The sequence below is a fragment of the Rhizobium leguminosarum genome (genome assembly GCF_010668065.1).
In the GTDB taxonomy this organism is placed as follows: Bacteria; Pseudomonadota; Alphaproteobacteria; order Rhizobiales; family Rhizobiaceae; genus Rhizobium; species Rhizobium leguminosarum_S.
In genome coordinates this window covers 554,753-567,981 of record NZ_WUEN01000002.1, presented here as the reverse complement: position 1 = coordinate 567,981, position 13,229 = coordinate 554,753, and the positions used below count along the sequence as shown (strand labels likewise).

Here is a 13,229-nt window from a genome sequence, read left to right as displayed (position 1 = left end):
TCGACTGTTAAGATTGCCTTCACCGGTTCTACGAAGGAGCTTGCAAAATATGCAACCCATGCACTATGAATATCGCACCATGATACTTATGGGGGTGTTATCGGTGGCGGTTGTTGAATTTCTTGCGAAGCTGCGCAATCGAGAGTGGCGACCGTTATCTATCCCAGGTTTGCAGGCTTCGCCATTGGTTCGAGCGCCCTTCGCTGCTGTGGCATTGCTGGCCCCTCTGGTATTCGCGTCTGCAGCTTATGCGGCCTCATCCGACACCGCCGCCACAGCAGCTGCCGACAAAGCTTTGTACGCCTATGTCTCCCGGTATCCACTGCATCGTGGCTATATGTATTGCCTGGTAGCGATAGAATATTCAGGCGACTACCAAAGTCGGTTCTGTCCAGGTAGCCGAGGAGCAATAATCCTCGCGCAGAAGGCTTTGAAACAACCCCTCCTCGATATGCACGATGACGGGGAACTTCGGCGAATCCTGTTGATGATCGCCAAATCTGCAAAAGAGAGCCGAGACGCTCAGCCTGAGTATGGAGCGGAAGCTCCGGTGGCTCCCAGCACTTTGGAGCATATATATAGGCGATACGAGAAAGACGGTGTGGAACAGCCGTTTTTGTATTGTTATGCAGACATCCTGTATTTTGCCGAGTCTGATAATGCCTACTGCAGATACACTATAGCTAAATTGAACGTAGAATTATTCGAGGGAAGCGAGCGGTTGTTACCTGATGATGACCCGCCTGTTCTATTCTCGATACTGAAGTCCATCATATCGAAGGAGAAACCGTGATGGGGATTCAAGAGGTCCTGAGCAAGCTCAATTTCGTCGATGCCCTTGGCGGGGAGGAGGGACGCATCGAAACGCTGATAACTGATTTGTACAGACTCTCCCCGACGGCTCGGCTTGTTTTCGATGTAGTGGCAGCTGGCACACAAACCCTTACGTTCAAACATGAACCCAATACGATGAAGGCGGAAGAAAGCTCATTTTTGGTTAAGTACGACCCACATGTCCTTGACACCAAGTACGTTATCGATACCGACGCAACAATATCACATTATTCGTTCGAACAGGCGCTTATGCACGAGATCGTTCATGCGGTCATGGGCTATTCTGATGGTGCGAACCATGGCGTTCCCCCTAATTTTCTGACAGGAAACTATGACTACGTAGGCGACACAGTTCGAATTGAGCAGATTATTGCTTCTGAAATGTCTAATGACCCTTATTACGATCCTCTATTCGTTGAACGTGCGTCTTATCATTCGACGATGTTTGAGGGGCAGCTCGCCACGCTTGGCATTGAGGTTGGGGAAAGCCTAACATTTGGTGATCCCGTCGGATTGGTGCTTGTTGATGATTTAGGAGAGGCGGGCCTCAGTGGGGGGAATGAAATCGACACAAGGGATTTCTCGGACCCGGTCTTATTAATTGGCCTTAGCGGTAATGACACAATCCACGCTGGTGCGGGGAACGATTACCTGTACGGAGGCATTGGTGGCGATACAGTGTTCGGAGGCGACGGTGATGACTGGGTTGCGGGCGATGCGAATTCCGACAAGCTTTTCGGGGAGGCCGGAAGCGACTATGTTTTAGGAGGCGAAGGCGGCGACCACCTTATCGGTGGTACAGGCAATGCGGACCAATTGAACGTCTCCACGCTTCACCCTGAGTGGTATGATGGCGAGCGGGATTTTCTTGATGGTGGGGAGGGGTCCGATACTTATTACATTTTTGCTACCGAGGGATTCTACGGCTCAGTTACAAGCAATCAGGCTACTTGGAATGCATTGCGAAAGTCGGACTGGATTGATGGGACTGATCAGGACTATGTCGCCAACATTCAAATTACACAGGACCACATATGGGGCGACTTTGCGCTCACTAGTGGAATGGTAGCTGCTGCTCTTAGCGGCTATACTGGCGATCCCTACGTTCTCGGATCGGCCACCTTCAATACCGGGGAAGGAACGTTCCAGCGCGACGTCCTGGGCAAGATGATAGACGGTTTCTTTGTGGTCTACACCGACGTAGTGGATGCCAAGAAAATTCTGACGGTTATTCATCACTTCGCGGAACCAGAGGAACAGCTTATAGCTGCGTCGACCTTCGCATCTGATGGCTCAGAACTGTGGCAATCCGCGCAGCGATCCTCCGACGCAGAATTTCTGCTGGTCTAGTTTACAAGCGAAACGTCGGTGATCTCGCAAACCTCAGTCGGTGTGATTGCTCCGGCTGAGCTTCTCCTGTTCCGGCCGCATTGATATTGTCTGAAGGAAGAAGTGGACATGGAGGACGAACAGTTTCGGCAGTTGCACGGCATCGTTCTCAAGAGCCCGATGTTGTCAGCTCTGCTGCAGCACTGGGACGAGATTGCGCATCCGGACTCCTGGCTCGCTGCCGGTGCGATTGCTCAGACCGTCTGGAACCATAAGTTCGGTTTTCCGCCAGCTCATGGCATCAATGACATTGATATCGTCTATTTTGACGCCAGCGACCTTTCCGAGGACGCCGAAGCGGAACGCGCGGCTCGTGTCCGGAGGGCTTTCTCCGATTTTCCTGTTTGGATCGACGTTAAAAACGAGGCCAGGGTTCACCTCTGGTATGAGGCGAAATTCGGACATTCGATCAATCCGTATCAATCGACCGCCGATGCCATCGCCACATTCCCGACAACGGCCACGGCCGTTGGCCTTTGTCCTCATAATGGCAACCTGGACCATTGCGCTCCCTTTGGGCTTTCCGATCTCCTTGGAGGAGTTGTCCGTCCGAACAAGAAGCAGATCAGCCGGGAGATTTACGAGCAGAAGGTCAGTCGATGGGTCAGTGTCTGGCCAAACCTTAGTGTCGTGGGTTGGTTTGAGGGCGAATGAGGAGACGCGTTCGTATATCCTTGGGTCGGGCATAATCTAAACTACTTACGAAATGGGCATAGCGTGTTCCAAGATCAGTCTTTCAGCATTCCCGTCGATCAAATCGACTGCCGCCTCGTTGGAAATTTCGAGCTGCTGTACCGCGTGGAAGAGGTCAGGAAGTCGACTTGGGCATCGGTTTGCGCAAAGCGTCCTGCTGCTTTCGACGGGTCTTTGCTGCGCATGGCCTCCTATCGGGTTGAAGGTGAACGGCTGAGCATTTCTGCCAGTCGGACCTGCTTTTCTGCCTACGTGGCGACACGCCATCCCGCTTTCGCTTCCGAGCATCCGCAGGCGGATCGCGCTGATCCCCTTGGATTGACCGCTATCGTGCTGACGGCCGACGGTAAGGTCATTGTCACGAAGCGAAGTCTGCTGTCGGACCAAAACCCCGGCGGCCTCTATCTAATCGGGGGCTACGCCGAGCCAGGTGAGAGCGACGGTCCCGTAGACCTTTTCAACGAGATTGCCCGCGAAGTTGAGGAGGAAATCGGCGTTGGTGATGTATCCCGATCTGAAGCGGTCGCTATCGGTCTGGCTTATGACCCGGTCTTCTGCCACCCGGAACTATTTCTGCTGATGCCGAGCAAATCCACGGCTACGGATATCCTGTTGGGCGCAGATGCGGCACCGGATAGAAATGAGGCGTCTGAACTGCTTATTTACTCCGTGGACGATATTCTCGATAACAATGGCCCGCACAAAAACGCCGCTCTGACGTGGAGTTTCATCAAAGCCAGAAAGTTCCTGCAGCTGCATTCGCGCTGAGCCTTCAGGCCGATGGGGCCATAACAAGGCATCTAAGTACATTGCGGGGAGACAATGCCAAGTCTGATCCTTCGAGACCGATCTCGGTTGCGAATTGTGCCGCTGTCCACTGAGACATCCTCAACCGAGGGAATTTTGCTGTGATCAGAACGGAGGTCGACCTGCTGTGGTTCAAGCGGTGCTGCGCGTTTCACCTGCAGCTTTTCCCCGACCGCGAGACAGTATCAAAGCTCTGCGCCTTGCAGGACGGCATCGTGCGCGGGTGCGATGGTCCGCTGCTGCGCGTCCCCGCTACGAGTTTGCACATGACGGTGGTCACTTTGATCAATGCCGGGGCGCAATTCAGTATGCCAAACGACGAGGTTTGGAAGCTGAACGGGGAAAGATGGAAAGAGGTCGTCGAGAGACTGGTCAATGAGACGCCACCGATTGATCTCAGTTTTCAGGAGGTGCAGGCTTCGGAAGCGGCAATCTTCGTAAAGGCACCCGAGCCGCCAGAGCTGCAACGGCTTCGCTCAGCTATTTCGGATGCCGTCTGGTTCGAAGATTGGCGTCCAGAGCCGCCGCGAATAGCTCACATCACATTGTTCAGGTTCTCGGCCGAGGAACAGTTGCCAGCGCTCCCCGGCGATGCTGGGTTGTTGCCTATCGAAGGCAACGTGAAAGCCCTTCAATTGGTGAAAGAGAAAACTTACCCGAGCGTCGAAATTGATGTGCTTGGCCAACCGTCGTGTCTGGGCGCAAGCACATGATGCCCGATTTAGAACCCACTGATCAGCATCATCGCCCCAGCGGGCAGCGACGTTGATATGTTATTGCACGAAGGGTCCTGCTTCTCTTCGAGATGCCCGCTGCCACTTAGCAAATGCGCTGCACACATACCAAGCTAGATAGGTCACTAGAATGGCTAGCTGCTGCAAGAAGATCGCGACAACGACTATAAACTGATCTAATCCGTCATAAGAGTCGTCGCCCACGTCGGCGATATCTGGCGTGAACGTCAATCTGTCGCATACGTATACCGACAGAACGATCCAGATCACCGCCAAAAAATGCAATGTCTTCCAGCAACGTGGCCATTTGCGGCCAGCGATAAAAGCCGAGATCGGAGCTGCGAAGTTGCTCATAAATATGATGGCGAATGCAAGTTCAGGTTTGATCATAGAAAATTGATCCTTCCGGCGTGGTGCGGCGCAGGACGAGGCTCCGTCGTTCCGCGCTCCATAGACGTCTCTGTCCATAGAATTCTATCAAAGAGACTGAGTGGCTCAATGGCTGCCACGGGCCATCAATCATCGCATTCCATGTCAGCAATGTCGCCAGCCAAGACTTCAGCGTGCTCGGACAGAACGGCAGCCACATTGTCGAGGGGCATCGCTAAATCCGGATCGCTGTCAAAAAGCTGTTCCTGTTTAGCTTTCAACTTACCGATATAGAACTGATGAATATGCAATGATCCGGTCATTTGGGCGAGGCTTGGCATGCTGATGCTCCCATTTAGTGATCCCGGGTTCGCCACCATAGCGCCTGTCAGGCATTCCCGTCGACCGCTCCATCTTCATCGACATCGTCCGCCGGTAGATAATTCCGGTATCGTATCGGCGTCAGCATGAACTCGCTCCACTCGGAGAATCAGGAGTAGCCCTTACCTACCAAGCCGCGAAGCTCCAAATCTTCAGTATTTGCCCCTGGACCGGCTGGCGGCTTGAAGCAAAACAGCCTACGGCGCTGATTGGCGGAACAAGACATCGACTTGTCGCTTCAGGTGGCGATTGATTCCGGGAATTTGCTCTCTGTTGATCTGCCATGGCCCCCGTGTATTTCCGTCGAGCAATTTTCGCTGCATTTCGAGAGAGAGTTTGAACCGGGCGAGGGCGACAGCACACTCATCTTCCGCAAGCAGCGCGGCCGCTACGGTGTCTTCGTCAGTATCGTAGATGTGAATTTGAATTTCGGCCAAGGGTGGCAGAGCCTTGAAACCCGCCAATTCCATCCATTTCAGCCCTTCTGCATCGACCGTGCAGCAAAAGGGGATGCCGCCGAAGCCGCCCGAATGCGCTATCCACCAGTCGTTTTGCCAGTCTTCATAGCCGAAGAGCATGCCCTCAAGCCGCTCAAAGTGCTCGTTCCATCCACCACCCACTTTCCAAAGTAGGTTCATGGCAGGGATGCGCCATTCCTCCCCTTTCAAGGTGTAATAGACGTCGCGAACAGCACTATGATCGGGATCGCTGACATAGGGTTTTAACGATGCTGGGATTGGTTCCAGGAAGACTTCCTTATGAAAGAGGCCTTTCTCCACCCACCGATCAAATGCTTCCTCCGTTTTGGGAAGGACGTCCGTGAATCTCGCCAGTTTCTTCCTGCCCTCCAGCATCAGCGGTAGCTCGAAATTAGTGTGAACGAGATAAGGGACATCTCGAATTGAGCGGCCTTTCCGCTCCCGTTCCAACCATATCTCGATGTCGGGAAGCTTGAGGCGGGCCGGGTCGAACCCGCCGTCGAAACGCTGGTTGATGGCGTTCAGTTCGTCCGGGTCGACAGAATATAAACCGGCAAAATCCGGATCGTCAGCGATATCCGCATCAATGATCGCCTGTAGCGCTGCGAGATCGTCGACGGTAAACTTGGTTTCAAGGACTGAGCACCAGAGGTTCAAATCAAACGCACTGAGGATGAAGCTAGCCTGGCTCATGGATGATCCTTCGATATTTCAGACCACGCCTCAACGTCGAAGGTAGCTCTTCGACCCGTCATCCGTGATGCAGTAGCGGCCACCGCGCGGGCCAGTGCAATATGAGCCGATCCGACACGAACAGCTGGCCGAGCCAGTCGGCTGCATTTCAGTCGCGCCAGACCCCAGGAGACCGAGACCGCCCATAACTGCTTCGCAGGACTTCCTGCTTCCGCTCACCGACCCGTCACGGCAGATGAAAGTCGACCCCTGACAATGATCGATGCCGCCCTTCTTGCCACTGCACGGCGTGTTGGTCGCGAATGCGGAAGACGACAGCATGCAACTGGCGGCTAACGCCACGACCATCAATGTCCGGAGAAGAAATGCCGACAGGTCCTCTGGCATGCTGGCCGCCGCAAACGATCAGCGACTATAAAATGGCACACGTAAAAGACGAGTTACCGGCGACGGCGACTTTGCAACATACGCTTCCAGAGGCCAGCAGCGCGAGCGATTACCAGGATTGCCCACTCACGGCGAGCACTGCTAAGAACGGCAGTTGCCTGGTCAGTGAATAGCAACCGTATCGATGGAGGTTGTTGATGTCGCTGTCTTACCTTTCAGGTAGGCATGGCATTGTCTGTTGGGTCGAAGGGTTGCGAACATGGCTTCTCGCCAGGTCGGAATCGCCATATCGGAATAGGTGAAGGACACCATGCGCCTCAGCTTCTATGCTCCAATTCTCCCATTGATATTGTCGGTAGCCTTGCCGTGTACCGCGCAAGAAGATCGTCTCCCAGGCGAAGACCCTTCGTGTGATTTCGTCAACCGTTCCTATGAGCGCACATTTGGACGTAATTACTCAGCCCGCACTTATGGTGTTCAACAGACGGGGGATTACGAATTAATCGAAACCGGAATCTTTGTTGGCGATTTAGCTTATGACCGCCAAGGGCTCGGTAGGTGGCATTTGCGGCACCGTGAACTACGCAAGACCGTCCATGGAATCGGGGCTGTTTTTCGGCATTGCTCGAAGGCTTCCGACAGCCTCTATGGCGCAGTGCCGGTGAAGGTTTTCCAGGTTGACTGGTCAAGAAACGGATATAACGCCAAATCGGAAGTCGTGATTGCCACAGCAACTGCGAAGTTCATCAAAATCACGAGTCATTTCATAGGAAAACCTCCTACTGCCTTCCCCGTAGCGATGGCAATATTTGAGACGAAAAGAGACCGGATCAAAGGGCCCTCTGACGCAATCGATCTCCGCAACGAGTAGGCATCATGAGTGGCCTTGGCTACGTGTTGATCACCCTCGTTGTCAGCGCCTCATGAGGACGTGTTATTCACCCAGCTATGAATCCGGAAAGCGGTCTCTTCGGGGGACAAATCACTGTTGTCAATGATTGTCCGGAATGTCGCACCATAATCAAAGAGCGTCCGCGTTCTCGCAAGCTCGACGAGAAGCTCGCGGTCCTGTTCCTTGCTGAGAAGGCCACGGTCTTCATGAACAATCCGCCGGGCATTCTCCGTGGCGGAGCAGGTCAGCGTAACCGAAAACAGATTGCACACTCGCGCCTCGGCGAGATCGACGATGGCCTGCCAGTTCTCTTCAAGAAACCCGCTTGTCCCGCCCCGGGCTACAACACTGGTGAAAATGACGGGCAGCGCCGACGGCAGTTTGAGAATGGCTTCGAAGGCCACTGAGCGCACAGCTCGCACCAAGGCATAATATTCTGGGCTTCCCTCATCGGCCAAAGCCTTGCCGAAATTCAGGAGGGTATGATTGTCGAGAAGTCGGCCGCCTGTGAGCTTCGACAGTTCGCGGGCCGTCGTTAACTTTCCAACTCCCGGCCATCCGTTGAGATTGATTATCACCAAACGTCTCCGATAATTGCGGCCAATCACTATAGCATCGAAACGTCTCTGAAATCCGTGGCTCTCACGGTTGGGGCGCTCCGGATGCCCCTATAAAGATCGGGCACGGTCAACCACGGCGGACCTTAACCTCGGTGGTATTAAGCAGCGTGGACAAATCCGCTTGCACAGATCGTCGAGATTTTTTCGTCCGTTTTGGCCGCAAGCGGTAGATTGAACCGGCGGCAGGCACCAGCAGGTGTCATTTGATGTGGGCTTGTCAACGACGGGAGCGAGCCCACTGGGGGCGGGCATCGTCGCCAGGAATGAATTCGGAGGATCAAAACGTGAGGGTCTTGCTCACTCAAAAGGCTTTGAAGGAAGTACGGGCGTTCGGTGAATACCTGTCGCGAAGCGAGCGTGACAAAGAACTGCTGCCATCGATTCAGTGGGTGTTTTCCAGGGTGTCTACCAACGAAATTACTGGACAGGTCACCAAGCGCGGTCCCCATTTTGTTTTGGGAGCGCACGAGACTGACAAGCTGCACGGATTGACGACCTTGAAGCAAGAGGGCGTAACCTTTGCAATTGGCTTGCCCAAGGAGGCCGAAGGGCTCGACTTTGTTGAAATCGACTATACGGACCCCGATTTTTTTATCAGTAATTAGCCACCAACTTGCCCGCTCTCAGCTTGCGCGAAATATTTGCCACTAGCGCCGGACGACACGCTTCGCCGAGGCCGCATCGTTGAGTTTTGCGGTGGGGGTAGGTCGTGTTGAAAGAGCTTGGCGGTCGATGGTTGAAAGTCTAAACGCGCCCCTTTGGTGCTACGAAAGTCCAGGTGGTTGCCATGAATCATGAGATTTGCCTGACAGGTGGCGGACGAACGACTGTCACGCGGCACGGTGGAGTCGTGTATCGCGATGGCGGCCCCTGGTCGTCAACGGTCATTTCACTCCTGCGGCATTTGGAGTCCTCCGGCTTCACTGAAGCTCCTTCCGTTGTCGGCACGGGTTTCGACGAGCGCGGCCGGGAGACATTGTCGTTTATCGAAGGTGAGTTTGTTCACCCAGGCCCTTGGACGGACGAGGCGTTCCCGCAACTGGGAATGATGTTGCGGCGACTGCATGATGCTTCTTCTTCTTTCAAACCTCTCGAAGCCTCGATCTGGCGCGATTGGTTCGGGCGTAATCTCGGTGAGGGTCCACACGTAATAGGACACTGCGATACCGGCCCCTGGAACATTGTCTGCCGGTCAGGATTGCCTGTCGGACTAATAGATTGGGAGGTGGCTGGGCCGGTTAGGGCGGATATCGAATTGGCCCAGGCTTGTTGGCTGAATGCTCAGCTCTACGATGACGACATTGCGGAGAGGGTCGGATTGGGCTCTGTGAACATGCGAGCACAACAAGTTCGCCTGCTGCTGGACGGCTATGGTCTGTCCCGGAAGCAACGCGGCGGATTCGTCGACAAGCTGATCCTGTTCGCAGTTCACGATGCGGCCGAGCAAGCAAGGGAGGCGGCTGTTACGCCAGAGACGACCGATGCGGAACCGCTATGGGCTATCGCTTGGCGTACGAGAAGTGCCTCCTAGATGCTCCGTCATCGACTAACTCTGGAAGCGGCGCTGACATAGCGTTGCGTTCGGAAACCATCGGCATCGTCCGCTCTCGGGCGGACGAGCCCACAAAAGGCACTGCCGAAAGCGATTGGCCCCCTTGATTTTAGGGGCCGACGGATACCAATCGCATTGCTGCTGCTGGCCGAAGCGGCGGATCGGGATGCTCCGGCGAAACTTGCAGATAGTGATCGAACTGGATCGTGTGCGTCGCGCGGCCTGGTGCAAGTTCGTCAAGCGTGTCTGCATATCCCAACATCTTTGAAAGTGGCACCACCGCATCGATCAGAACGTCGTCGCCACGGGACACCTGGCCTCTGATGCGTCCACTCCGCGATTTGAGGTCTTTGATGATCGTTAAGGCATGATCCTTGGGGGCCACGACCTCGACCTTCATAACTGGCTCGAACAGAGCCAAGGATGTCATGCGGAGCGCCTCAAGCAGAGCCGCGCGGGAAGCGATCTCGAAGGTTAACTCGGAGGAGTCGATATCGTGGAAGGCACCATCGACCAGGACAACGTTGATATCCACCGCCACTGGACCGTCCGTCAGTGAACCGGACTGGATCACTGATAGCACACCTTTCTCGATGCCGGGAATGTACGTGTCCGGCACGATACTGTTGACGGTAGTCGACTTGAATTGAAAGCCGTTTCCAATTTCATTCGGTGATGTGATCAACTTGACCCGGGCGAATTCTCCTGTGGTTCCTGTGTGCTTCTTGTGCGTGTAGTCGACCTCAACAGAGTTGGTGATCGTCATACGATAGACGACTTGCAAAGGGCCAATTTCCACGTCGATGTGGAAGCGCTTCATTAGATCAAGCGCAGTGTCGAGGTCCGCTTCACTCGCAGCTCGGATGACCGCGCCACCAGTCGCAGGGTCGATACGCGCATTTAAACATACGTTTTGCTCTCGCAGCGACTTGATCGCGAATCCGAGCCTGCCTCCGTCTGCCTGTAATCGCGGATCGACGTATACCTGAACCAGATCAAAATCAGTTTTGTCCATGGCCCATATCCCTTACATGTCGGCCCATAAGGGACGAGGTGCCACGACGGTAAAGTCGATCCTAAAGGTTGCAAGCCACACAATGTGATTACTGACCTTGGGTCGTAGGCACCCAAGTCAGCCCGATTGGTGGTCGCGATACCACTTTTCGAATTCCTGCAACGTTCGCACGCCGTGGTCCATGACGGCATCGTAAAGCAGCGCACTTGGTATCGCGGCCACCTTCTGATCTCCATTTGCCAAAACCTGCTTTAACTGCAGGATTGTGGCGCGATCCGCATCAGTTAGACGCGGCAGCAATGTTTTCAGGTGAGCAAGGTCGGGCTGCCTTTCCGGCTGGTCGACCAACCAGATATCGATAGTCCAGGCTGTCTTATCGGGCATACGGACAGACAGCCACAGGTACAGCTCGTCGGGATATTTGTCAGGCTCTGTGTTCCAATCCTTGGTGTCATTTCGGAACCGGACTGCCACCACGCAATCCGCTCTTTGCATCATGCGTGCGCCGACGCCAGTAAAAGCCGCGAGAGCGCCATCATCCAACCCATCGCACACGACCGTAATATCGATGTCGCGTCGGACCATGAGCCCGAGAGCAGAACTGCCGACACGAATTGGGCGGCCGATCTCACTTAGAAGCTCGTTTAAGCCCAGGATGCGGACAACTTCATCTGCCTCGACCTGCATATGCTTTTGAGCATCTAGAAGCTGTAGCATTGAACGTTCTCCGTGACCTGGGCCGAGGCTATTACAATTAAGGGTGTCCCAGCCGCCTAATTCGGTGAAGAATATGAGTCGGCAACGGAGGGGAGTCGACTTTGAAAATTGCTGCAGCACAAACAGTTGTTGCGTCAAATATTGCCGACAATGGACACGCCATTCGTGCGCTGATTTCAAGCGCGGCGGGCGAGGGGGTGCGGCTTATCAACTTCTGCGAAGGCGCTCTGTCCGGATATGGAAAGTTTCAGATCGTGAGGCAGGAAGATTGGAAAACGTTTGACTGGGCATCGCAGGAAACCGAGCTTCGGGCCATAGCTGAACTTTGCTCCCGCCATGGCATCTTCGCTGTTGTCGGGGGAGCCCATCGGCTGTCTGATGGCCACCCGCCTCATAACTGCCTGTATGTCTTCGCCGATAACGGGAATCTGCTCACGAGGTACGACAAGAGGTTTCTGTCAAACTCGGAACTTGACGGTTGGTACACGCCCGGAACGGAACCAATAACATTCGACGTCGATGGCTATCGGTTCGGCTGCGCGATCTGCATTGAGTCGCAGTTTCCCGAAGTGTTCAGCGAGTATGAGCGCCTTCAGGTCGATGGCGTCCTTTTTTCCTCACTGGGCATTCCCGAATATTATCAGATCGCACTCCGGGCTCATGCGGGATTAAATTGCATCTGGATTAGCGGTGCGCCGCAAGTGCAAAAGGCCCACAAGGGACCCGCCTGCATTATTGGTCCAGACGGCAATTGGGCAGCGAGATGCCCTGCGTCCCCCGAACAGGGCTTTGCCATAGCAGAGATCAATCGGGATGATCCGTTGTACGATATCCCGCTCCAAAAGGCGCGTCCGTGGCGGAAGAACGCCAGGTTGGGCGATATCTACCGAGAGAAGATCGTGAACGATCATCGCAGTATAAATAGAAAGGGATATTGAGGCGCAAGGACAGCGACGACTTCCAATGAAAATCCCGCGTTGGACGGCGTCTCATAGCCCTTTGCGACAACAGATAACGTTTGCCTGCCCCGAGTCCTCCAGGCCCCGCGAGACGTGTGTCCCGAGCGACAGCACTATTGCACAACTTATGATATAAGCTGCTTTGGCTATCCACTCGTTTGGCCCCACAAGATTGCAAACAGCAAGCGCCGAGTTTTTCTGACTTAACATCCGATTTTCACCAACCATAACGTGAAATTGATACTATGTTTGTGATTCGGTCGTTTGGAGAGGTTGCGGCTCAGGAAGGGACAAAATTACATGATCTGTGGTATTGACATCAGAGCTAACGCGGCCGTGCTTGTCATTGTTACGGAACATGACGGCCTGCCTCAGATCAGTAGTAAGCCGGTAAAAAAGCTTGCCTTGAGCCAGGAGCACAGTGCTCCACAGATGCGGCAATTTATGGCTGCAGCGGAAAGTTTCTTTAAAGAAAACGGCGTGGAACAGGTCGTCATCAAAGAACGCACTGGGGGCGGGCTAACCGCAGCTTCGGGCATAACGTATAAAATAGAGGCATTGATCCAGCTCTCGCATGCGAACGTGAGCTTTGTGCACGGCAACACCCTGCGTGCCTTTGGAAAGACGAATGTTGGGGCAATACCCCAAGGGGTTCTGAAATACCAAACTGACGCCTATTTGGCGGCGGCTTGGAAGCTTGTGAAGTAG

The 13,229-nt window shown here is 54.2% G+C and carries 16 protein-coding genes; 10 read left to right on the top strand and 6 right to left on the bottom strand.

The features are described 5' to 3' along the window. Positions 1–49 precede the first annotated feature (49 nt). From GR198_RS07275 to GR198_RS07255, 5 genes are all read left to right on the top strand, one after another. Positions 50–793: a hypothetical protein gene (locus GR198_RS07275; protein ID WP_164068100.1), complete on the top strand. Its 744-nt coding sequence runs from the start codon at positions 50–52 to the stop codon at positions 791–793. Then, positions 793–2,184: a calcium-binding protein gene (locus GR198_RS07270; RefSeq protein WP_164068098.1), complete on the top strand. Its 1,392-nt coding sequence runs from the start codon at positions 793–795 to the stop codon at positions 2,182–2,184. The genes GR198_RS07275 and GR198_RS07270 overlap by 1 nt, the downstream gene beginning before the upstream one ends. A gap of 108 nt (positions 2,185–2,292) precedes the next feature. Beyond that, complete coding sequence (locus tag GR198_RS07265) at positions 2,293–2,877, top strand: nucleotidyltransferase family protein (protein WP_164068096.1); 585 nt, start codon at positions 2,293–2,295, stop codon at positions 2,875–2,877. 63 nt (positions 2,878–2,940) lie between these two features. Then, entirely contained in the window at positions 2,941–3,684 is a 744-nt protein-coding gene (locus GR198_RS07260) for an NUDIX hydrolase (RefSeq protein WP_164068094.1), read from the top strand. 140 nt (positions 3,685–3,824) lie between these two features. Further along, entirely contained in the window at positions 3,825–4,436 is a 612-nt protein-coding gene (locus tag GR198_RS07255; protein WP_164068092.1) for a 2'-5' RNA ligase family protein, read from the top strand. A gap of 60 nt (positions 4,437–4,496) precedes the next feature. Here GR198_RS07255 and GR198_RS07250 read toward each other — a convergent pair whose 3' ends face one another. From GR198_RS07250 to GR198_RS07240, 3 genes are all read right to left on the bottom strand, one after another. Beyond that, the gene (locus GR198_RS07250) at positions 4,497–4,847 is read right to left on the bottom strand and encodes a hypothetical protein (RefSeq protein ID WP_164068090.1); all 351 of its coding nucleotides are present in this window, start codon (positions 4,845–4,847) and stop codon (positions 4,497–4,499) included. A 125-nt stretch (positions 4,848–4,972) separates the two neighbouring features. Beyond that, complete coding sequence (locus GR198_RS07245) at positions 4,973–5,167, bottom strand: hypothetical protein (protein ID WP_164068088.1); 195 nt, start codon at positions 5,165–5,167, stop codon at positions 4,973–4,975. Between the two features lie 237 nt (positions 5,168–5,404). After that, the gene (locus tag GR198_RS07240) at positions 5,405–6,379 is read right to left on the bottom strand and encodes a hypothetical protein (protein WP_164068086.1); all 975 of its coding nucleotides are present in this window, start codon (positions 6,377–6,379) and stop codon (positions 5,405–5,407) included. Between the two features lie 697 nt (positions 6,380–7,076). Here GR198_RS07240 and GR198_RS07235 point away from each other — a divergent pair. Beyond that, complete coding sequence (locus tag GR198_RS07235) at positions 7,077–7,637, top strand: hypothetical protein (RefSeq protein WP_164068084.1); 561 nt, start codon at positions 7,077–7,079, stop codon at positions 7,635–7,637. A gap of 50 nt (positions 7,638–7,687) precedes the next feature. Here GR198_RS07235 and GR198_RS07230 read toward each other — a convergent pair whose 3' ends face one another. Then, entirely contained in the window at positions 7,688–8,236 is a 549-nt protein-coding gene (locus tag GR198_RS07230; protein WP_164068082.1) for an AAA family ATPase, read from the bottom strand. A 326-nt stretch (positions 8,237–8,562) separates the two neighbouring features. On the opposite strand from GR198_RS07230, the gene GR198_RS07225 reads away from it, so the two are divergent. Both GR198_RS07225 and GR198_RS07220 read left to right on the top strand, forming a co-directional pair. Beyond that, positions 8,563–8,883 carry a hypothetical protein gene (locus tag GR198_RS07225; RefSeq protein ID WP_164068080.1) on the top strand — a complete coding sequence of 107 codons (321 nt, stop codon included), beginning with the start codon at positions 8,563–8,565 and terminating at the stop codon, positions 8,881–8,883. Between the two features lie 182 nt (positions 8,884–9,065). After that, positions 9,066–9,809, top strand: a complete 744-nt coding sequence (locus tag GR198_RS07220) for a phosphotransferase (protein ID WP_164068078.1) — start codon at positions 9,066–9,068, stop codon at positions 9,807–9,809. Between the two features lie 130 nt (positions 9,810–9,939). Here the strand turns inward: GR198_RS07220 and GR198_RS07215 are convergent, their stop codons facing one another. Next, the gene (locus GR198_RS07215) at positions 9,940–10,845 is read right to left on the bottom strand and encodes a hypothetical protein (RefSeq protein WP_164068076.1); all 906 of its coding nucleotides are present in this window, start codon (positions 10,843–10,845) and stop codon (positions 9,940–9,942) included. 117 nt (positions 10,846–10,962) lie between these two features. Next, entirely contained in the window at positions 10,963–11,562 is a 600-nt protein-coding gene (locus GR198_RS07210; RefSeq protein WP_164068074.1) for a hypothetical protein, read from the bottom strand. Between the two features lie 101 nt (positions 11,563–11,663). Between GR198_RS07210 and GR198_RS07205 the strand changes: the two genes are divergently transcribed. Continuing rightward, positions 11,664–12,500, top strand: coding sequence for a carbon-nitrogen hydrolase family protein (locus tag GR198_RS07205; RefSeq protein ID WP_164068072.1), 837 nt, complete (start codon positions 11,664–11,666; stop codon positions 12,498–12,500). A 321-nt stretch (positions 12,501–12,821) separates the two neighbouring features. Further along, positions 12,822–13,229 (top strand): DUF3010 family protein, encoded by a 408-nt coding sequence (locus tag GR198_RS07200; RefSeq protein WP_164068070.1) that lies wholly within the window; start codon positions 12,822–12,824, stop codon positions 13,227–13,229.